Origin of the sequence: Caldimicrobium thiodismutans (assembly GCF_001548275.1) — a bacterium.
GTDB classification, from domain to species: domain Bacteria; phylum Desulfobacterota; class Thermodesulfobacteria; order Thermodesulfobacteriales; family Thermodesulfobacteriaceae; genus Caldimicrobium; species Caldimicrobium thiodismutans.
In genome coordinates this window covers 1,167,620-1,186,014 of record NZ_AP014945.1, presented here as the reverse complement: position 1 = coordinate 1,186,014, position 18,395 = coordinate 1,167,620, and the positions used below count along the sequence as shown (strand labels likewise).

Sequence of the window (18,395 nt, the reverse complement as noted above, 5' to 3'; positions counted from 1 at the left end):
AAACTCAGAGATTGTAAAAATCTTAATCTTTTTTGAGGTAAAAACAAGATGTAAGAGAGTTAATACTTATACTGGATCTGGGCTCTAAAGAAGTGTGCGGTTTTGGCTTCCTTGGAATAAAAATCATCTGGGTCAAAAATTTCATACTGAAGCATACCATCAAGGGACTTAGTGAATTTATAATTGACTATGCCCAAATAAAGATCCCCTCTATCAGTGCCTTTATTGGAAAACATAAAGGTAGGTAAATTTTTTGTTTTTTCATCTGCATAAAGTTTTTGATAACTTAACTGGAGAGTTAAATCCTTTATAGGAGAGGCTTTAACTCTTATCATTGGCATTTTAAGATTTGTCCAGTATCCAGCGATGGCTCCACTTTTATTGATGTTTTCAAGAAGATATGTGTAAATAATTAGTTCGTTCCAGTTGGGATTTCTTGAAAAGAGGGGATTAAAGGCCTCATCTTTTTTGGAATGGCGATCATCTCCTGAGAGATAGACATAACCAATTTCCACTGTGGGTTTGGCAGGGCAATTGGGGAAGGCCTTCTCCAAAAAGGCATAACCACCCCAGGCCCTTCTATCTGTGCCATTTGAATACTCTCCAAACTGGCGAACAAGTTCAGCTCTTACTCTGAGATCTTTGGTAAAACTGTAAACCCCTCTTAAACCAATGTTATGGAGATAGCTTGCTGGTATGGCATATGAAGATGTTGTAGAGTTTTCTTCTTTTTTGTAAATATAGTAAGGTTCAAGTTGTAGCTCTGGACAGGGTTTAAATCTTCCATAAGTAAAGAAGGCAAATTCATTTGAGGCCGTAAGCCTTTTTTTGTGGTAGATATAATTTTTACCATTTCCATCATCATAGGAAGGGTGAAGACTTGGAAGATAGACATCTCTTTCCTTTTGCTTTAGGACCACAAAATCAATGGAATCTTTATTACTCAGGAAAAGCCTTGCTCTTAGGGCATTGAAATAAAAGGTTCTTGAGCCATCTCCTGGGGTTCCATCAAGAATAAGAAAGCCCTCTCCGTAGGTATCCGGGCCAAGAAAATCCTGCCTACCAATCCTTAAGTCAAGGGGAAGATTAAAGGGTCTCTTTATGTCAAGATAGAGATTATCAATAACTACTTCATCCTGGTCAAATTTTCTGCGATCTACATTGTCTTTCAACATGTGATAATAGGGGCCCATTTGATATTTTGGTTCTGTATTTAATCTGATGCGAAGGCTTGTTTGATTATTAAATTTAATATCATCCCAGAGCATAGCCCTTAGTCTAAAAAAAGAACGGTCCTTAAAAGAATTTACCGCAGTGTTTGTGCCCAGGGTGATCAGATTGTCCCAGTTTTCGTATCTAAACCTTAAATGAGCTCCAATTTGATGATCAATGGCTAAAAGGGATGAGGCCCCAGAAAGTAAAGTAAGGCCTGTAATACCTGTAAGAATAGCTCTCTTCATTTCCACCTCCTCCTATGAAAAATGGTCATTAGGTTTTCATATACCAAGTTTTTTTAAAAAAACAAGGGGGTTCTAAAATGCATAAGTTCACATCATTAAATTAAAAGGGTTTTTTTGTGTAAGTTCACCTTCTTCCAAGAAATGGGAAGGGCAAAAAAGGTAGCAAAAATTTCTCATTAAGTCTTATTTGCCTGCGCAGGCAGGAAAGATATGGGCACATACATCTAACTGCATAAGTTCAGATCCTTACAAAAAAAAGGAAAGGTGCTAAAAGAGGAATTAGATATCTATACAAGAGAGGTAATACAAGTCTGAAAGTAACACAGGCAATCTTGCCTGTGGAGGTAAATTACACTCCCATGTATGAAAGAAACACAGACAAGAATGTCTGTTCTACAACAGACCCACAAAAAAATTCAAGGGGTCTAAAATTTTAAACCCCTACTTAAGGAAAGATTTTGCAGATTTTTTATCCTTTCTTTCTTAAGGGGGAATAGGTGTGTGGAGAGATTTAATTTGTGTTACGCCTAAGGAAAAAATACTATTGAGTCTCAAAAGATATGGACTTATACGAAATTTGACAAATGATTAAAAGAGGATTAGTATTTTAATTATGGGTATATATTCAGCAGAGATAATGCAGGCTTTGGATGCGCTTGAGCCTTCATTAAGAAACCTTTTTATAAAGATTCTATTAAAATTGAGCAGGCAATACCCATTTTGCAAGGCCAAGGGCCTTAAAGACGGCAGAGGAAGAGGGTATTTTAGTTGTTCAAAGTTTTGAATGGTGACCATCTGCACTTTTTTGATTATATGGAAGTTTGAGTTAAGGTTATAGGGAGGTAAAGAAAAGAGGTAGAGGGGAATAAGCAGGAGGTAGAAAAATGGCTGGTTTAGGATTACAGGGGGTATCAGAGCAGGCGATATAGGATTTGGTGGAGAGGGTTGCATCGGAGATTTTGGGTGAGAAGATTATGGAGTTCATAAGGGTGAATGAGGCAAAATTGAAGGAGTTATCATTGATAGAGAGGGTGGTGAGGGTAGAGGAAGAGCTTAAGGCTTTAAGGGAATTTGTGGAGAAACGCTTTGAGGTGATGGATGAGCGTTTTGAAGCTTTACAGAGGGAGATGGACAAGCGTTTTGAGGCCCTGGAGAAGCGCTTTCAATTTTTTAGTGGGTGGTTTATGGTGGTTTTACTCTAATTCTTGGCATACCTGGTTTAATTTTGAACTATGTGGCAGGATAAAGAAGGAACAAAATTTCAAAGACTTAAAAGTATTAAGATAAGATTTAGACAGTTAGTAGATATAGAAAGCAGGTGCGTATATACAAGAAAGTTTTTTATTGAAACACCTGAATATTTTCTGAATGAGAAAGATGTTTTAGTTGATATTGACATTAAGTGATAGTTGTATTAAATTGTAGTTGGAGGTTTAAAAATGAGAAGTATTTTATCAATTAGTCTCCCTGAAAAGTTATCAAAATCACTTGATGAACTTTCAAAGGTAAGCGGACGCAGTAAAAGCGACATTATAAGGGAGTCTCTCAGCCTTTATATTTGGGAAATGAAGTTTAAATATTTAAAAAAAGAATTTAGACCATTTGCTAAGAAAGCTGGTTTTGTAAGTGAAGAAGATGTCTTTAAATCTATTTCATGAGAGTTGTTTTTGATACGAATGTTTTTGTATCTGCTTTTCTTACCGAAGGTCTATGTGCAGGATTGCTTATTCGAGCCCGTAAAGGGGATTTTCAATTGTATGTTTGTCCTGAAATTCTTGACGAATTTGAGAGAGTACTTAAGCAGAAAGTCAAAGCTCCCCTGGAATTAATTAGGGAAGCAGTAGATTTAATTTTGGAAGTTTCTAAAATTATCAATTCTGTTGAAGTTGTGAGGGGTATTTGTGTGGATGGGGATGATGACCGTATTTTGTCATGTGCTCTTTCAGCAAAAGCAGATTATTTGGTGAGTGGTGATAGAGAATTATTGAAAATGAAAAGATATAAGGATATTAAAATTGTCTCCCCGCGTGAATTTGAGAGTTTTTTTGAGGATTAAAAAGTTTAATTTAGAAGATTACCAATAAAAGTAAGTAGCTCAAGGGGAGAGATTTTTAGATTTAACAAAATGCGCAATAAATGCATAAATTCAGATCATTTTTGCATAAGTTCAGATCCTTACAAGAAAAAGGAAGTGGGGTAAAAAAGCTCCTCTTTCCGAAGGGGAATGGGTATGTGGAGAGATTTAATAGGACATTAGAGGAGAGTTTTATATGGTATTGGGAAGAAGACTTATTTGAGGATTTGTGTTACGCCCAAAGAAAAGAACCTATAGAGTCTCAAAAGATATGGACGCATACATCTACTTGACAACTGCCAAAAATTATTTATTATAGATTTGTTATTTGATTTTCTAATCGGGACGTAGCGCAGCCTGGAAGCGCACCCGCTTGGGGTGTGGGGGGTCGGCGGTTCAAATCCGCCCGTCCCGATTTTTTTTATTGCCAAAAAATCAAAAAACCAGGCACCTTGCCTGGGGGGAGGTGAGTTATGAGGGTGATGCAAAACACCTGTCTCGTTGAAAATTTTGAATTAACCCCCATTCAGCAAGGTGCTTATAAACGATGCATCTGGAGCTATCATCTGGTTGTTGAATTCTGGAATTCCCCTTTTGAAAGACTGGCGGAGGCAAAGGAGGTAGAAGCCTCTCTTATTTATGCCCTAAATGGAGTTGCAGAAAAAGAGTCCTTAAGGGTGTTTAGTTATCAGTTTAAACCCTTTGGCGTCTCTGCTCAGGTAAATACCGGGCAAGCCCATATCTATATTCATACCTGGCCTGAAAATGGCTACTCCGCTATTGATATTATTGCAGATACTAAGGAAAGGGCCTATAAGATTTTAGAAAGACTTCAGGAAACCCTTCTTCCAGAGAAGGTTTGTATTGCAGAGGTTACCAGAGGATTAACTCAACCAGATTGGGGGGAAACTTGACTGGAAGTTTTTGGTGGCGAGAGAGAATTTTCAAAGACTTTGGCCATAGCTACGCTGTTGAATTAGTCTTTGAGGAAAAGGCCCTTCAGAAGGTCCAGATTTTTAAAAATCCCTCCTGGGGCTATTTTCTTGTCTTAGATGGCATTGTCCAGTTTACCGAGCGGGACGAGTATATCTATCACGAAACCATTACTCTTTTACCTCTGGGGCTCCTTTCTGAATCCCCAGAGGATATTCTTATTATTGGTGGAGGAGATGGGGGAGTTTTGCGAGAAATTCAAAAAATTCCCGAGATAAAAAAAATTGTTCAATATGAGGTTGACAAATTAGTTTTTGACCTTTCTCAAAAGTATTTTTTTAAAATTAGTGGTGACTACGAAGATCCAAGGGTAAATTTTATAATCAAAGATGGGTATCTTGGCCTTAAAGAAAGTGCAGAGGCCTCCTTTGACCTTGTTATCGTGGACTGCACCGATCCTGTAGGGCCAGCTAAAACCCTTTATACTCAGGAATTTTATGCAGAGGTCAAACGAGTTTTAAAACCTCATGGTGTTTTTATTCAACAGGCAAGTTTACCTGTTTATTTTCCCCATGTCTTAAAGGAGGCTTACTCCAATTCCAAGGAGGTTTTTCCATACCTTAAGGTAGCCCGGGCCTATGTGCCATGCTATGGTGAGGAAATTGCCTTTTTAGTGGGAGCTCTGGAGAATAAGCCCTGGTTCACCCCTTTTAAAAATTATCATGGCAGATATTATCATCCAGGGTTAAATCCCTATTATTTTTCTCTGCCTGCTAACTGGTTGAAACTTATTGCTTGAAGATTGCCCTTGCAGATAACTGGTGGCAAATTTAAAGGTCAAAAGCTTTTTACCCCATCTTCTAAATCCCTTGAGATAAGACCATTAAGAAGTAGAATTCGCAAGGCCCTTTTTGATATTATAGGAAATAACCTTGAGGGCCAGAAGGTCTTAGATTTATTTGCGGGAACAGGGGCCCTCGGAATCGAAGCCCTCTCCCGTTCAGCTAATTTAGTGATCTTTGTTGATTCAAGCCCCCAAAGTATAGAATTAATTAAAAAAAATCTTAACAAACTAAGAATAGACGAAAAAGCTATAGTTTTAAAACTCAAGCTTCCAGAGGGATTTGAAAATATAGTAACACTTTCCATAAATTCTAAGCTTTTATTTGATATAGTTTTTGTGACACCACCCTATGAAAAGGGCCTTTCTCTTAAAACTTTGGAAAGATTGCCAACGGAGATTTTGAAAGAGGATACCCTAATCGTTGTAGAAGAGAGAGACAAAGTCTATTTACCAGAAAGAATGGGTAATTTTCAACTTTTAAAAAAGAAAACTTATGGAGAAACAGCACTCTTTTTTTACAAAATAGAGGCCCCGTTAATTTTCCTTAAGGGTAACAGATAGATTCACTTTTTGGACCAGGAATAAGAGTGCCCTTAAAATTTAAAAGGGGCTGAATTCTATAACAGACCTTGATTTGAGTTGAAACTTTGTCCTTAAAAATTGCCTCTTTAACCTCGTAGGTCTCAAGATTTTCATTGATATAGCGCTCTACATGGTAAAAAATAGATCCGCTCAAGGGATTTCCCTTTACATCAAGAAGAGGTGGAGCCCAGCTCAAGAGAAGAAATCCCTCTTCATTTATCTGCCACTTTATATCTTCAATAAGACCCGGAGGATCTGTCCAGTAAACTACCCTTTCTTCTTGAAAGGGTGTCTCCACAAGGAAGTCTTTTTTAAGTTTTAGGCGATAGGTATAACGGAAGCCTGGCTTGAGGTCAGAGTCAGAATAAAGGATTAGTCTTCCAGCTGAATGAAGCTTGGGTTTAAGTTTGAAGTGCTTAACCTTTGGCTTTTGAGGCAAGTTTTCATTAAATTCTTCCCTTTCTATGATTAGAGATGTGATCTTATTTAAGGGGTTGCCACCTTGTGTCTCTGAAGGAAGGGTAATCCAGAGATTAAAGCCAAAGGGGGTTGCTTCAACATTAAGCTGAGGCGCTTTGGGAATACTCTGAGAGATAGGGAGAGGAGGGGCCTTTCTTCCGCAACCGGAAAGAAGAATTGTTATTAAGAAGAAAAAGCTGAAAAAATTTTTCATAAAAGCTTTATCTTTTTTAGCCTTGCAGAATGGCACTGTAAATTTACTGCAACTGGTAAACTGGCTATATGACAGGGCTCAATCTCTATATGCACAAAAAGGGCAGTAGTTTTTCCTCCAAATCCAAGAGGACCAATCCCAAGGGAATTAATTTCTTCAAGAAGTTCCTTTTCGAGTTCAGCCACCTCTGGATCCCTGTTTGGCTCACCGGGATTTCTGAAAAGTGCTCTTTTGGCAAGATAAGCGGATCTCTCAAAATTACCTCCAATCCCTACACCTACAATTAAAGGGGGACAGGGATTTGGGCCTGCTTCTTTTACAGTATTCAACACAAACTCCTTTATCCCCTGAATTCCCCTTGCCGGAGGAAGCATGGCAAGTCTACTCATATTTTCACTTCCACATCCCTTGGGCATAAGCCAGATATCAAAAGTTTCGTTAGAAACATATTCATAGTGAATAATAGCAGGGGTATTGGTGCCTGTGTTTTTCCTTGTTAAGGGGTGCGCAACAGAACTTCTCAAATAGCCCTCTTTAACTGCCTCTGCTATGCCCTCATTAATAGCCTCAGGAACACCTGAAAGATCCACTCCCGAAGAGAATCTAACTATCACCACGGGTATTCCTGTATCCTGACAAAGGGGAATTTTTTCTCTTTCCGCTATTTTTGCATTTTCAAGAAGGATTTCAAAGACCCTTCTGGCAAGGGGATTCTCTTCAAGTTTTAAGGCTTCTTCAAATTTTTTAACCATTTCTTCTGGCAGTCTAAGACAGGCAAAAAGATAGCCCTCTTTAACTGCATCTTTAATCCTCTCAAGCTCAACTTTCGCATTCATAATCTGAAGTATCTAATATTTCTCAAGAATTGTCAAGGACTCCTGGATTTTTTCTTTAAGGATTTTACTTTTTTCAATCTCTCCCTTGATCTCAAAAAGACTTCCCATCAAATCTTCAAAGAAACCACAAAAAATAAGAAGATTGTGCCCTGACACCAAGGAAAGAACAATTCTTTCTGAAAAAGAATAGCTCTTTAAAGCCCCCATGGAGAGGTCATCAGTAAGGATGGCCCCCTTAAAATCCGTTATCTTTCGCAGAAAAGAAATAAGCCTCTCAGAAAAGGTGGAAGGCTTTTCCATATCAAGTTCAGGGAGAAAAAGATGGGTAGTCATAATAAAATCAGCTCTTGAAGAAAGTTTTATAAAAGGATAAAGGTCCTCATCAAAAAGCTTTTCTTTCACAGGAAGTTCTTTATGGGGGTCAATTTTTACATTGTAAAGTCCAGGAAAATGTTTAAGACAGGTTCTAAGCCCTCTTTTTTTGTGCTCCCCAATTAAGATTTCTGCAAATTTTACAATTTCTTTAGGATCTTTGCTAAAGCTCCTTCCCTTCAGAAATTCAGGCGTTTCTTTATTTCCTCTATCAACAACAGGAGAAAGATTTAGATTAAGTTTATAATTCTCTAAGGTCTCAGCTATTTTTTCTGCCCAATCTATTAAAACCCTTTTCCCTTCAAATTTGGCTTTCTCCGCTATTTCAGAGGGACTTGCAAAATCACCCTTAATCCTGCAAACTCTTCCGCCTTCCTGATCCACTGCTAAAAATTTGATGCTTCTAAGACCACCTCTTAAATGGGAAAGATATTCTTCAAAATCCCTTTGAAAATGTTCTTTAAAAAAGATAAAATTTTCAAAGGAAAGCTCTTTATAAAATTCCCTTTCTTCTTCTGAGATTAAGGCTGGCTTAACAAGTAAAACCTTTCCAATTTTTTTGAACATAAAGATTATTTTCTGAAATAGTTTTGGAAGAGCTCAAGAACCTTTTCAATGTCTTCAAGGGTGGTATATCTGCCTAAGGAAAAACGGATAGTTCCTTCTGCAATTTCAGGGGGAACTTTAAGAGCCTGAAGGGTGATAGAGCCTTTACGGTCATGACAGGCAGAACCAGTTGAGGCACAGATCTCTGGAAGGTCAGAAAGAATTTTGGCTCCGCTTTTTCCTACAAAAGATACTGTAAGGGTATTGGGAAGAGTTTTTTCAGGATCTACAAAGCGATAAAGGTCAGGATAAAACTCCTTTAGCCCCTGAAATAGCCTTTCTCTTAAAAATTTTAATCTTTCTCCTTCAGCTAAAACATCTCTTTTTGCAATTTCGCAGGCTTTAGATAAACTTGCAATCAAAGGAACTGGCTCTGTTCCTGCCCTAAGGCCCCTTTCTTGCCCTCCCCCAAAAAAGATAGGTTCCAGATTAACTCCCTTTTTCACAATAAGGGCACCAATTCCTTTAGGAGCATACATCTTATGTCCGGCAAGAGTTAACATATCCACACAAAGCTCTTTAAAATTCACAGGTATTTTCCCCACAGCCTGACAGGCATCAGTGTGAAAAAGAATCTCTCTTTCTTTAAGAATTTCAGAAATTTCTTTTATAGGTTGGATGGTTCCAATCTCATTATTAGCAAGTATAATGGAAACAAGCTTTGTATGAGGTCTCAGCCTTTTTTTAACCACATCTGGCTCAACATAACCCTGGGGATTTACAGGGACAAAATCAACCTCATAACCCTTCTCAAGAAGTTTCACCGCAGGGTTCAAAATGGAAGGATGTTCAAAGGAAGAAACAAGGAGATGAGCCTTTTTATATTGGGTAAGAACTCCAAAAAGGGCAAGATGATTAGCCTCTGTGCCTCCTGAGGTAAAGATAACTTCTTCTGGCTCTGCTGAAAGAGCCTCGGCCACAGTCTTTCTGAATTCTTCCAGGACTTCTTTGGCTCTTCTTCCAAGAATGTGGCCAGAGCTTGGATTCCAAAAAAATTCACCCGCATAGAGATTAAAGGCTGAAATTACCTCTGGCAAAACCGGAGTTGTAGCATTATAATCAAGATAAATGGGCTTCATTATATAAAAATTATACTCTCAAATCTTTCACCTGTCAAAAAAAGATGTATCGAGCTCTTTTGAAATATAAAACTATATTTTCTGGTAGATAAAATCAAGAATATAAATCTATGCAGAAAATCAATTTATTTTTTCCCAGAAAAAGCCCTTGATATTCCTCTCCCTTGAGGAAAACTCAATCCCGATAAGATAAATCTCCTTAGACTTCCCCTCATACTTCTTATGATACCCTTTTTCTTTCAATTGAGCTAAAGCTTTACCCTCTCCCTCCTCTCCCTCAACCACCTTGAACTCAAAAAGATAAACTCTTTCCCTATATAGCACCGTCAAATCTATCTGCCCCTTATTTGTTATATCCTCAGGGATTACCTCAAGCCCTGACCCACATAAAAAGGCATAAAAACAACTTGCATAATACCCCTCATAACGAAAAAGCTCATTCTTCCTGAACCAATCATGGGGTATCCCTGCATAAAGACCCTCAAGAACCTTCTTCATCTTCTCAAACTGATTTCTCTCAAGAGCCAAAAGAAAATCCCTTGTCTTTAAAGAAACTTCCCCTGTATCCCCTGTAAAATACTCAGCAAGCACCTCATTTAAAGCTACCTTTACCTCCTTATTGGGATAGGAAAGCTCATAAAGAATCTTATCTGCAAGGCTAAATATTCTTTTTATGGTAAGATAGCCTGCTTGAAAAAGGAGATTCTCAGGCCTAACCCTATCTATATCAAAGGACCCAATAAGTGAGTCTGTTGCCACAAGATTTTCAAGCTCAGGAAGATAAAAACGCTTCTCCATTAAAAGCTTTACAAGAAAACTTGGAGTCCCTGTCTCAAACCAGTAAGGGTGAAATTGTTTTTCCTCTAAATAGAGAAGCACATCAAAGGGATTGTAGAGAGGTTCCCCAAGCCAGGAATAACCATTATACCAGCATCTTATAAGCTCTAAGTTCTTATCTTTCAGTTCCTCCCTAAAGACCTCTTCAAGTTCCCTTTGAGTATATCCGCAAATAGTTGAATACTCCCTGCTTAAAGTAATATCTCTTAACTGATTAAGCCCTGAGAAAAGGGAAACCTTTGAAAATTTTGAAACTCCTGTGAGGAAAACAAATTTAAGCTGGGTATCAAGGGGCTTTAAGACACTATAAAAGTTCTTAAGCACATCTCTTACTGCCTTTGCAGTTTCTCTATCCTCAATACAATCAAGAATAGGTTTATCATACTCATCAACAAGAACTACCACTTTAGATGCATATTTCTGAGAAAGTTTTAGGATTAGTTCCCTGAAGCAGGCATGGTAATCATCTTTCCATTTACAGGTGATCTCATAAAGATTTTGATGTTCCTCAAGTTGCTGAAGTATCCATTTTTCAAGGCCTTCTGCACCTTTGACCTCTCCTCCCCCAAAATCAATATGAATAACAGGATACCTAACACTCCAGTCCCAGTTCTTTTCAAGATAGAGCCCTTGGAAAAGCTCTTTTCTTCCAAGGAAGGCCTGTTTCAGGGTGTCCACAAAAAGGGATTTTCCAAATCTTCTTGGGCGGGAGAGAAAATAGTATTTTCCTTCGGAGACAAGTTTTTCAACAAATGGAGTTTTATCAACATAATAATAGGGTTCTGAGCGAATCTCAACAAAGCTTGAAATTCCGATGGGAAGATTTTTCTCCATAATTTTATTTTAAGGCCTCTTTTTTGAAAAATCAATGCTAATTTACTTCTCTCTACTTTGAACAATTCAAAACTATAATTGATTTAATAAAAAGGCAAGGTAATATTATGCATTTTGTATGGATTGGGGAGGATTAAAATTAACTCAGTAACCTGGGTTGAATTTAAAAATTTTTGGTAAAATTGCCCTCTTTGAGGCTCCACAAAAGCTAACCACTTTTTACTCTTTACTTATGATTTGATAAATTTTAATACCTTTGAAAACTTGCTAAATCTTAAAATAGGGATAATATTTAAATATGGTTAAAAAATATGGTGAAATTGCCATTGCCGAGGCTCAACTTGAGGCCTGGGAAAATCCATACCCGGATCGAGACTATCTTATTGAAATCACCTTTCCAGAATTTACCTGTCTCTGTCCAAGATCCGGGTATCCTGATTTTGCCATAATCAAAATCTCTTATCTCCCCGATCAAAAAATTGTTGAGCTCAGATCTCTAAAACTTTGGCTTAATAAATTCAGGGATCGCTATCTCTCTCATGAAGCCGTAACTAATGAAATTTTTGATGCCCTCTGGAATCTCTTGCAACCGAGACGCCTTAAAGTGGTTGCAGATTTTCATCCTCGCGGCAATGTGCATACTGTTATTACTGTTGAGAAAGAGAGAGCATGAAAATTATTAATGAACAAGAGAAAAAAGTCCTCCAAGCTCTAATTAAGGGCCTTCCCCTGGTAGAGAGGCCCTTTGCAGAGATTGCCAAAGAGCTTAATATAAAAGAAGAAGAGGTCTTCTCTTGCATCCAGGCCCTCTTAGACAAAAGGATTATCCGCAGACTTGGGGCTACTATAAGGCATAATTTAGCAGGCTATGAGGGGAATGCCATGGTTGCATGGCTCGTACCAGAGGAAAGAATCGACGAAGTTGGCCAGATTCTCTCTCAAAAATCCTTTATCTCTCATTGCTATGTGAGAAAGACCTATCCAGACTGGCCCTATAACTTTTATACCATGTGTCACGCTAAAAGCCGAGAGGAGCTCCTTGAACTTATAAAGGCTCTCTCAGAGGAGCTGAACTTAGAAGCTTATGAAATCCTTTTTACCCTCCGAGAGATCCGCAGAAAACACGCTCAATATAAAATGGAATAAAGTAAACTCTCCGTCTGTCCGGGATAGACTCCCTTGACAGTCACAAAATAAATATTTTCTCCTTCCCCTCCCAGGGCTGTCATGACTCCGGTTTCATTCAAAGCCAGGGCCCTAAAATAATAAGTCCCTTGATAGGAAAGGGTATAAAATTGAAAGTTCCCCTGATTCAAAGGAAGGCTTTTCAGATCTCCTGCCACCCTTTCTAAGGGAAATTCTGCCTTAATAAAGAGGAGGTCCTGTCTTCCATCCCTGTTAAAATCGCCCACAAGAGGGCTCACAAAGGGATAAAGGACCGCCTTAACTACCTCCTGCCCCTTTTTACCCTTGGTGAGAGTCAGTTGATAAAAGTGTTTAGATACCTCAAAGGGGGTAGAAAAAACCAGTCTTCCCCTTTTAAAGATACCAAGCCTGCCATCGCTAAGAAAGGTAACAAGCTCTCTTTCTCCATCTCCATCAAGATCAACAAAGTTAGCACCAGGAAGCCTGAAGTTCTCTGGCACATCAAGCCTTTGGGCATATCTCAAAGAATTGCCCTCGCGCTTAGCAATATAAACTTCCTTACCAAAAAAGGTATCCCCATCAAAGGTCTGCACAAGGAGGGTATCTTTTTGTCCCACTCCAGCATAATCCACAAACTGCAGTATCAGATTAAGATTTTTTAGCACGGGTTGAAACCCCTGGGGTGTAAGCTTGAGCACCTCACTCCGCATCCCGAGATTCTTTTCATAGATATTGAGGGCAACCCATCCCTGAGGACCGGCGGATAGGGAAAGAATCTGTCCTTTCTCGGGCTTATATTTGGCAAGAAGTCCTCCCTTTAGCTTCACTGCAAAAAGCTCATTATTAGAGGTAAAATAAAGAAATTCCTCTCTTCCATCACCATCAAGATCTACAAATTCTCCCTGCAAAACCTCGCCAGGCATTTTTCCCAAAAGAGAAACCTGTTTAAACTGGGGTGTAAAGGAGGTTGGATGCGGTAGAGACTCAACAGTTTCAGTTTTAGAGGCTATTTGATTAGAAGTTGCTAAAGGGCTTCCATATATTCTAACCAGATCAAGATAGCTATTGTAAACCTTAAGATAACCTGGACCCTCAGCCAAAAGTAAATCAATCTTACGGTTAAAAAGATCTGCGGAGGTAAGCTGAGAAACCTTTAAATTGGGATCGTAGAATATTTCACTTTCTGGAAGAAGACTCTTAAGGGTAAAAAATAGGGCTTCCCTTTGAGGACCTTCGGAAAGAAGAAGGAGCCTCAGATCTGTATTTCTCTTTGCCAAGGTTGGAATGGGAAATTCCTCACGCTTACTAAGGATTCTTGCTGTAGAAAAGTTTTCATCCACTCTCAAGACCTCTATCTTCCCGATAGGCTCTTTTAAAAATCCAAGACTTTCCTTTGTCTCAGGATGAATAATTTTGCGGACTTTTTTATAAACTGTCAGGATATCTTTGGGTTTTATACCCTGGGCCCGTCCTTTATCAAGGATAACCTCATTTCCTTCTATGCCAATAATCAGGACTTGAAGAGGCTGAAAATCCCTTTTAATTTCTTCAAGAACCTGGGGACTAACCTGAGCATTTCCTTGAGAAAAAATAAACAAAAATCCAAGGATTAACGATAACCAGAAAGTCATTTTAACCCTCCTCATAGAGGAGCCTTGCCAAGGTCTCCCCTTCTAAAACTTCCTTTTGAATTAGCAATTCTACAAGCCTTTCAAGCTTTTCTCTTCTTTTTTCCAAAACCTCTTTTGCTTTATCATAGCAGGTTTTGAGTATTTTGGCAATTTCACTATCAATAAGTCTGGCAGTCTCTTCTGAGACAAGCTCTCTTTCCCTATAGGGAATATCCAAGAAAAGGGCTTCTCGGCGTCTGAAGGTCTGTGGACCGAGGAGTTCACTCATTCCGTAATCCATAACCATGGCTCTGGCAAGCTCCGTGGCTTTCTCTAAGTCATTCTGAGCCCCAGTGGATACCTCTTTAAAAACTAATTCTTCTGCAACCCTTCCACCAAAAAGAACCGTAATCTTAGCCAGCAATTCCTCTTTAGTGACAAGGTATCTTTCTTCTTCTGGAAGCTGGAGGGTATAACCAAGGGCAGCCACACCTCTGGGTATGATAGAGACCCTATGCACCCTCTCCTTGGGGGTTAAGACCCCTGCAACAATAGCATGCCCGGCCTCATGGTAGGCAATGCGTTTTTTCTCCTCAGGGGTAAGAAACCTGCTTTTACGGGCAAGCCCTGCTATAACCCTATCTATAGCCTCCTCAAAGTCCTCCATCTCAACAAAGCTTTTTCCCTTTCTTGCTGCAAGAAGAGCAGCCTCATTAACAATGTTTGCAAGATCTGCCCCCACCATGCCCGGAGTTCTTGCAGCAATAACTTTTAAATCCACATCTTGAGCAAGTTTGATATGTTTGGTATGGATTTTTAAAATTGCCTCTCTCCCCTTCAGATCTGGCCTATCTACCACTACCACACGATCAAATCTTCCTGGTCGCAAAAGAGCAGGATCAAGGACTTCTGGACGATTGGTTGCCGCAATAATTATAACTCCCTTTTTAGGGTCAAAGCCATCCATTTCTGTAAGGAGCTGTGTCAGGGTATGCTCCCTTTCCTCAGTTCCACCAGCTGGTGTTATCCCTCTAATTCTACCCACCGCATCAATCTCATCAATGAAAATAATGCAAGGGGCCATTTTCTCAGCTTGAGCAAAGAGATCTCTAACCCTTGCTGCACCCACCCCCACAAACATCTCTACAAAGGAGGACCCCGAGATGGATATAAAGGGCACACCTGCCTCTCCTGCTACAGCCCTTGCAAGTAAAGTCTTTCCAGTTCCAGGTGGGCCAACAAGTAAAACACCTTTGGGGATTTTTGCCCCAAGGGCCACAAACTTTTGAGGATGCCTTAAAAACTCTATTATCTCCTTCAGCTCTTCAACAGCTTCATCAACCCCAGCCACATCTTTAAAATTAACTGTTATCTCATTCTCTACATAAATTCGGGCCTTACTCTTCCCCACACTCATAATACCCCCTTCCGGGGATACAAAACGCCTAAATATAAAAATCCAGAAGGCAATTAGAAGTATTACCGGCAAAATCCAGGAAAGGACATTTATCCAGAGGCTTCCATCAGGTTTCACCTCATAATTAACTCCCTTTTCCTCAAGAAGCTTAATGAGTTCTGGATCCTCAGCCCGATAGGTTTTAAAATATGGAGGGATTTTAACAGGCCTTTTTCTGAGTTCATGTAAGGTTTCAGAGGCACCTTCCTTAAAAGCTCCGGTTATCTCATTTTTTTTGAGAACTAACTTTTCAACCTGCCCCCTTCGCAATAATACCTTGAATTCATAATAACTGAGTTTTTCAGGAGCAGTAATTGTGCTTTGGAGAAAATAGTATCCAAGAACAAGCAAGATGAAGAGACTAAAAAAAAGTAAAAGGCGCTGAATCTGATTCATGAAGGATTCTTTAAGCCCCTCTGTCCAGTTGACTCAAGGACTGAGAGCCAGAATCTACTATGAAGATTAATCTGTTTCCTTTTTTTTACCGCCTCTTTAAGAGGAATGTGCACAAACTGCTCATTGAGATAACTGATCATAAGGCCTGTTTTACCGGCCATTCCTGCATGCACCGCATATTGTCCCAGAAATCCGCAGTAAATCCGGTCTTCCACATTTGCAGGCACACTTCTTATAATGTAGCTTGGATCAATATAACGGATAACAATCTCAAGCCCCCTTTTCTTAAAATACTCTTCAATCTTTTCTTTAACGAATTTTCCAATGTCCCCCAATTTCACATTACCTGAGGCATCATATTCAGGGGGATCTTTAATCACATATTTTTGTCCTGCCCCTTCAGCTATAACAATTACCGCATGTTTTCTGGCAAGAAGCCTCTTCTCAAGCTCTGCCAAAAAACCCTGCTCACCCTCTAAATCAAAGTCCATCTCCGGGACAAGGCAGAAGTTAACTTCCTTCGTAGCCAGCGTTGCTGCTGCTGCAATAAAGCCTGAATGCCTTCCCATAAGTTTAACCAGCCCTATACCATAGGGCACAGCTCGTGCCTCCGTATGGGCGCATCTTATGGCCTCACAGGCAAGCTCAACAGCAGTATCAAATCCAAAGGTCTTAGAAACAAGCCATATATCGTTATCAATGGTCTTAGGAATTGCAATCACCGCTATTTTAAGACCTCTTTTAGCAATCTCATCCTTAATTTTATTGGCAGCCCTAAAGGTTCCATCTCCCCCTATCATAAAAAGAATCTGAATATTAAGCCTTTCCAGGGTATCAACAATCTCTTCAACAGGCTGATGCCCCCTGGAAGTCCCAAGAAAGGTCCCACCCTGAGTATGGATGTCTTTAACCACCTCAGGAGTTAACTCAATCACTGGATGACCATACTTAGGGATAAAACCCTGCAAGCCATACTGAAATCCAAGGATTTTATTCACCCCATAGGAATAAAAAAGGGTCATAACTATGCTTCTAATCACATCATTTATACCCGGGCAGAGACCTCCACAGGTCACAATCCCAACTTTAACCTTGGAGGGGTCAAAATAGATAAAAGGCCTTGGCCCGGCAAGTTCAAGGGAAGGGGCTTCTTTGCCTTCAGATAAAACCCCTTTGAGGTATTGATAATTTACCCTTAAAGTAACCCTGTGCTCCTCATTCACAAAGCACTGAGATGGCAGATTTACAGGGCTTGGAATCTTAGCCCTACCAAGAGATTCAATCTCCGTATCAATATCAACAGAAATCTCTTCTGCAAACTCTAAGGGATCACAGTAATCCTTCATGCCTCCCTCCTTTTTAATCTAATCTTAACGGCTTCCGCATGGGAGGGAAGATTTTCCGCTTCAGCAAGAGTGATTACCTTTTCTGCCTCAGCAAAGAGCGCTGAAGGTGTATATTGCATGAAATTTATCTTTTTCAGAAATTTTTCCGTAGAAAGTGCACTTGTAAATCTGGCAAGACCCATAGTGGGCAGGACATGATTAGGACCAGCCATATAATCTCCAATAGCCTCTGGGGTATAAGCTCCAAGAAAAACCGCACCAGCATTTTTCACTTTTGAAAGATGCTCAAAGGGATTTTGAGTCATTATCTCTAAATGTTCAGGGGCAATCAGATTAGCAAGTTCAAAGGCCGAATCTATGGAGTCAACAAGAATGAGGGCCCCTCTTTTTCTCAAAGATTCCTCAGCAATTTCTCTGCGAAACCCCTTGTTTAAGGCCTGAGGAATAAGCCTTTTCACCTCTTTTAAAAGTTTCTTTGAGGTAGTTATAAGGAGGCTCATACTGAGGGGATCGTGTTCAGCCTGTGCCAAAAGATCCCAGACTACAAATTCTGGATCTGCTGAATTATCCGCTATAATTAACACCTCACTTGGGCCAGCGAGAAAGTCAATCCCCACCTGAAAGGAGACAAGTTTTTTGGCTAAGGTCACATAGATATTCCCAGGACCACAGATGATCTCAACCTTGGGGATGCTTTCTGTGCCATAGGCCAAGGCAAAGATACTCCATGGGCCTCCTATGCGAAAAATAGCATCCACTCCAGCCTCTCTTCCTGCAACCAGCAAAGCAGGATGTAGAGATTTATCCTTCCTGGGAGGTGAGACAAGAAAGATATTTTTTACACCTGCAATTTTAGCAGGAACAGCGGTCATAATAACAGTTGAAATAAGAGGGGTCTCCCCTCCTTTCCCCCCTGGAATGTAAAGCCCCGCTGATTCAACAGGCCTTACAACCTGTCCCAGGGTGATTCCTGGAGCCTTGGAATCAAACCAGCTTAAGGGAAGGGCCTTTTCATGAAAACTTTTAACCTTTTGAATGGAATGCTGGATTGCAGAAAGAAGGCTTTTATCTATTTTATCATAGGCTTTCTCAATCTCCCCTTCACTAACTTTAAGCTCTTCCCTCTCAAGAATAACCCCGTCAAATTTTGAGGTATACTCAATTAAGGCTCTATCTCCTTTTCTTCTTACCTCTTGTCCAATCTTTTCCACATATCTCTCAATCTTTTTAGGATATTCCTCAATCCTTTGAAGAAGTCTTTTTAAAAATCTCTCTGCCCTTGGAGAGGGATACTTCAAAACTCGCAACATA

19 protein-coding genes and 1 tRNA gene are annotated in these 18,395 nt (G+C 39.7%); 10 read left to right on the top strand and 10 right to left on the bottom strand.

The window, feature by feature from the left end:
• Window positions 1-59 precede the first annotated feature (59 nt).
• The gene (locus THC_RS05870) at window positions 60-1,460 is read right to left on the bottom strand and encodes an alginate export family protein (protein ID WP_068514684.1); all 1,401 of its coding nucleotides are present in this window, start codon (window positions 1,458-1,460) and stop codon (window positions 60-62) included.
• 935 nt (window positions 1,461-2,395) lie between these two features.
• Between THC_RS05870 and THC_RS05865 the strand changes: the two genes are divergently transcribed.
• The 8 genes from THC_RS05865 (at window position 2,396) to rsmD (ending at window position 5,872) form a co-directional block, all read left to right on the top strand.
• Entirely contained in the window at window positions 2,396-2,662 is a 267-nt protein-coding gene (locus THC_RS05865; RefSeq protein ID WP_148638831.1) for a hypothetical protein, read from the top strand.
• A 30-nt stretch (window positions 2,663-2,692) separates the two neighbouring features.
• Window positions 2,693-2,866: a hypothetical protein gene (locus tag THC_RS09415; protein WP_153303648.1), complete on the top strand. Its 174-nt coding sequence runs from the start codon at window positions 2,693-2,695 to the stop codon at window positions 2,864-2,866.
• 33 nt (window positions 2,867-2,899) lie between these two features.
• Complete coding sequence (locus THC_RS05860) at window positions 2,900-3,118, top strand: ribbon-helix-helix protein, CopG family (RefSeq protein WP_068514678.1); 219 nt, start codon at window positions 2,900-2,902, stop codon at window positions 3,116-3,118.
• Window positions 3,115-3,516: a putative toxin-antitoxin system toxin component, PIN family gene (locus THC_RS05855; RefSeq protein WP_068514676.1), complete on the top strand. Its 402-nt coding sequence runs from the start codon at window positions 3,115-3,117 to the stop codon at window positions 3,514-3,516. The genes THC_RS05860 and THC_RS05855 overlap by 4 nt, the downstream gene beginning before the upstream one ends.
• A gap of 359 nt (window positions 3,517-3,875) precedes the next feature.
• Window positions 3,876-3,949 (top strand) — tRNA-Pro (locus THC_RS05845).
• A gap of 58 nt (window positions 3,950-4,007) precedes the next feature.
• A complete protein-coding gene (locus THC_RS05840) occupies window positions 4,008-4,448 on the top strand; it encodes an S-adenosylmethionine decarboxylase family protein (protein WP_068514671.1) in 441 nt (146 codons plus the stop codon).
• Window positions 4,445-5,266, top strand: coding sequence for a fused MFS/spermidine synthase (locus THC_RS05835; protein WP_068514668.1), 822 nt, complete (start codon window positions 4,445-4,447; stop codon window positions 5,264-5,266). The genes THC_RS05840 and THC_RS05835 overlap by 4 nt, the downstream gene beginning before the upstream one ends.
• 9 nt (window positions 5,267-5,275) lie before the next feature.
• On the top strand, window positions 5,276-5,872 hold the full coding sequence (gene rsmD / locus THC_RS05830; protein ID WP_068514665.1) for a 16S rRNA (guanine(966)-N(2))-methyltransferase RsmD: 597 nt from the start codon (window positions 5,276-5,278) through the stop codon (window positions 5,870-5,872).
• Here the strand turns inward: rsmD and THC_RS05825 are convergent.
• From THC_RS05825 to THC_RS05805, 5 genes are all read right to left on the bottom strand, one after another.
• A complete protein-coding gene (locus THC_RS05825) occupies window positions 5,856-6,566 on the bottom strand; it encodes an LptM family lipoprotein (RefSeq protein ID WP_068514661.1) in 711 nt (236 codons plus the stop codon). The genes rsmD and THC_RS05825 overlap by 17 nt on opposite strands.
• Window positions 6,563-7,402, bottom strand: a complete 840-nt coding sequence (locus THC_RS05820; RefSeq protein WP_068514658.1) for a fumarate hydratase — start codon at window positions 7,400-7,402, stop codon at window positions 6,563-6,565. The genes THC_RS05825 and THC_RS05820 overlap by 4 nt, the downstream gene beginning before the upstream one ends.
• Window positions 7,403-7,414: 12 nt before the next feature.
• Entirely contained in the window at window positions 7,415-8,341 is a 927-nt protein-coding gene (locus tag THC_RS05815; RefSeq protein ID WP_068514655.1) for a glycoside hydrolase family 3 N-terminal domain-containing protein, read from the bottom strand.
• 5 nt (window positions 8,342-8,346) lie between these two features.
• Window positions 8,347-9,459, bottom strand: a complete 1,113-nt coding sequence (locus THC_RS05810; RefSeq protein WP_068514653.1) for a cysteine desulfurase family protein — start codon at window positions 9,457-9,459, stop codon at window positions 8,347-8,349.
• A gap of 120 nt (window positions 9,460-9,579) precedes the next feature.
• A complete protein-coding gene (locus tag THC_RS05805) occupies window positions 9,580-11,130 on the bottom strand; it encodes a PD-(D/E)XK nuclease domain-containing ATP-binding protein (protein ID WP_068514647.1) in 1,551 nt (516 codons plus the stop codon).
• A 298-nt stretch (window positions 11,131-11,428) separates the two neighbouring features.
• Between THC_RS05805 and queF the strand changes: the two genes are divergently transcribed.
• Window positions 11,429-11,803, top strand: coding sequence for a preQ(1) synthase (gene queF / locus THC_RS05800; RefSeq protein WP_068514644.1), 375 nt, complete (start codon window positions 11,429-11,431; stop codon window positions 11,801-11,803).
• Window positions 11,800-12,276: a siroheme decarboxylase subunit beta gene (gene ahbB / locus THC_RS05795; protein ID WP_068514640.1), complete on the top strand. Its 477-nt coding sequence runs from the start codon at window positions 11,800-11,802 to the stop codon at window positions 12,274-12,276. The genes queF and ahbB overlap by 4 nt, the downstream gene beginning before the upstream one ends.
• On the opposite strand, the gene THC_RS05790 is transcribed toward ahbB, so the two are convergent.
• From THC_RS05790 to hisD, 4 genes are read right to left on the bottom strand one after another with little or no spacing between them, the layout of a single operon-like run.
• Entirely contained in the window at window positions 12,258-13,907 is a 1,650-nt protein-coding gene (locus tag THC_RS05790) for an FG-GAP repeat domain-containing protein (RefSeq protein ID WP_068514638.1), read from the bottom strand. The genes ahbB and THC_RS05790 overlap by 19 nt on opposite strands.
• 1 nt (window position 13,908) lies before the next feature.
• Window positions 13,909-15,738 carry an ATP-dependent zinc metalloprotease FtsH gene (ftsH, locus tag THC_RS05785; protein WP_068514637.1) on the bottom strand — a complete coding sequence of 610 codons (1,830 nt, stop codon included), beginning with the start codon at window positions 15,736-15,738 and terminating at the stop codon, window positions 13,909-13,911.
• Entirely contained in the window at window positions 15,735-17,084 is a 1,350-nt protein-coding gene (locus tag THC_RS05780; protein ID WP_068514634.1) for an ATP-dependent 6-phosphofructokinase, read from the bottom strand. The genes ftsH and THC_RS05780 overlap by 4 nt, the downstream gene beginning before the upstream one ends.
• Entirely contained in the window at window positions 17,081-18,394 is a 1,314-nt protein-coding gene (hisD, locus tag THC_RS05775; protein ID WP_068514631.1) for a histidinol dehydrogenase, read from the bottom strand. The genes THC_RS05780 and hisD overlap by 4 nt, the downstream gene beginning before the upstream one ends.
• Window position 18,395 lies beyond the last annotated feature (1 nt).

Coding starts and splice junctions, on each gene's coding strand:
- THC_RS05870 (WP_068514684.1), bottom strand. CDS start 1,460: ATGAAGAGAGCTATTCTTACAGGTATTACAGGCCTTACTTTACTTTCT.
- THC_RS09415 (WP_153303648.1), top strand. CDS start 2,693: ATGTGGCAGGATAAAGAAGGAACAAAATTTCAAAGACTTAAAAGTATT.
- THC_RS05860 (WP_068514678.1), top strand. CDS start 2,900: ATGAGAAGTATTTTATCAATTAGTCTCCCTGAAAAGTTATCAAAATCA.
- THC_RS05855 (WP_068514676.1), top strand. CDS start 3,115: ATGAGAGTTGTTTTTGATACGAATGTTTTTGTATCTGCTTTTCTTACC.
- THC_RS05840 (WP_068514671.1), top strand. CDS start 4,008: ATGAGGGTGATGCAAAACACCTGTCTCGTTGAAAATTTTGAATTAACC.
- THC_RS05825 (WP_068514661.1), bottom strand. CDS start 6,566: ATGAAAAATTTTTTCAGCTTTTTCTTCTTAATAACAATTCTTCTTTCC.
- THC_RS05820 (WP_068514658.1), bottom strand. CDS start 7,402: ATGAATGCGAAAGTTGAGCTTGAGAGGATTAAAGATGCAGTTAAAGAG.
- THC_RS05815 (WP_068514655.1), bottom strand. CDS start 8,341: ATGTTCAAAAAAATTGGAAAGGTTTTACTTGTTAAGCCAGCCTTAATC.
- THC_RS05810 (WP_068514653.1), bottom strand. CDS start 9,459: ATGAAGCCCATTTATCTTGATTATAATGCTACAACTCCGGTTTTGCCA.
- THC_RS05805 (WP_068514647.1), bottom strand. CDS start 11,130: ATGGAGAAAAATCTTCCCATCGGAATTTCAAGCTTTGTTGAGATTCGC.
- queF (WP_068514644.1), top strand. CDS start 11,429: ATGGTTAAAAAATATGGTGAAATTGCCATTGCCGAGGCTCAACTTGAG.
- ahbB (WP_068514640.1), top strand. CDS start 11,800: ATGAAAATTATTAATGAACAAGAGAAAAAAGTCCTCCAAGCTCTAATT.
- THC_RS05790 (WP_068514638.1), bottom strand. CDS start 13,907: ATGACTTTCTGGTTATCGTTAATCCTTGGATTTTTGTTTATTTTTTCT.
- ftsH (WP_068514637.1), bottom strand. CDS start 15,738: ATGAATCAGATTCAGCGCCTTTTACTTTTTTTTAGTCTCTTCATCTTG.
- THC_RS05780 (WP_068514634.1), bottom strand. CDS start 17,084: ATGAAGGATTACTGTGATCCCTTAGAGTTTGCAGAAGAGATTTCTGTT.
- hisD (WP_068514631.1), bottom strand. CDS start 18,394: ATGTTGCGAGTTTTGAAGTATCCCTCTCCAAGGGCAGAGAGATTTTTA.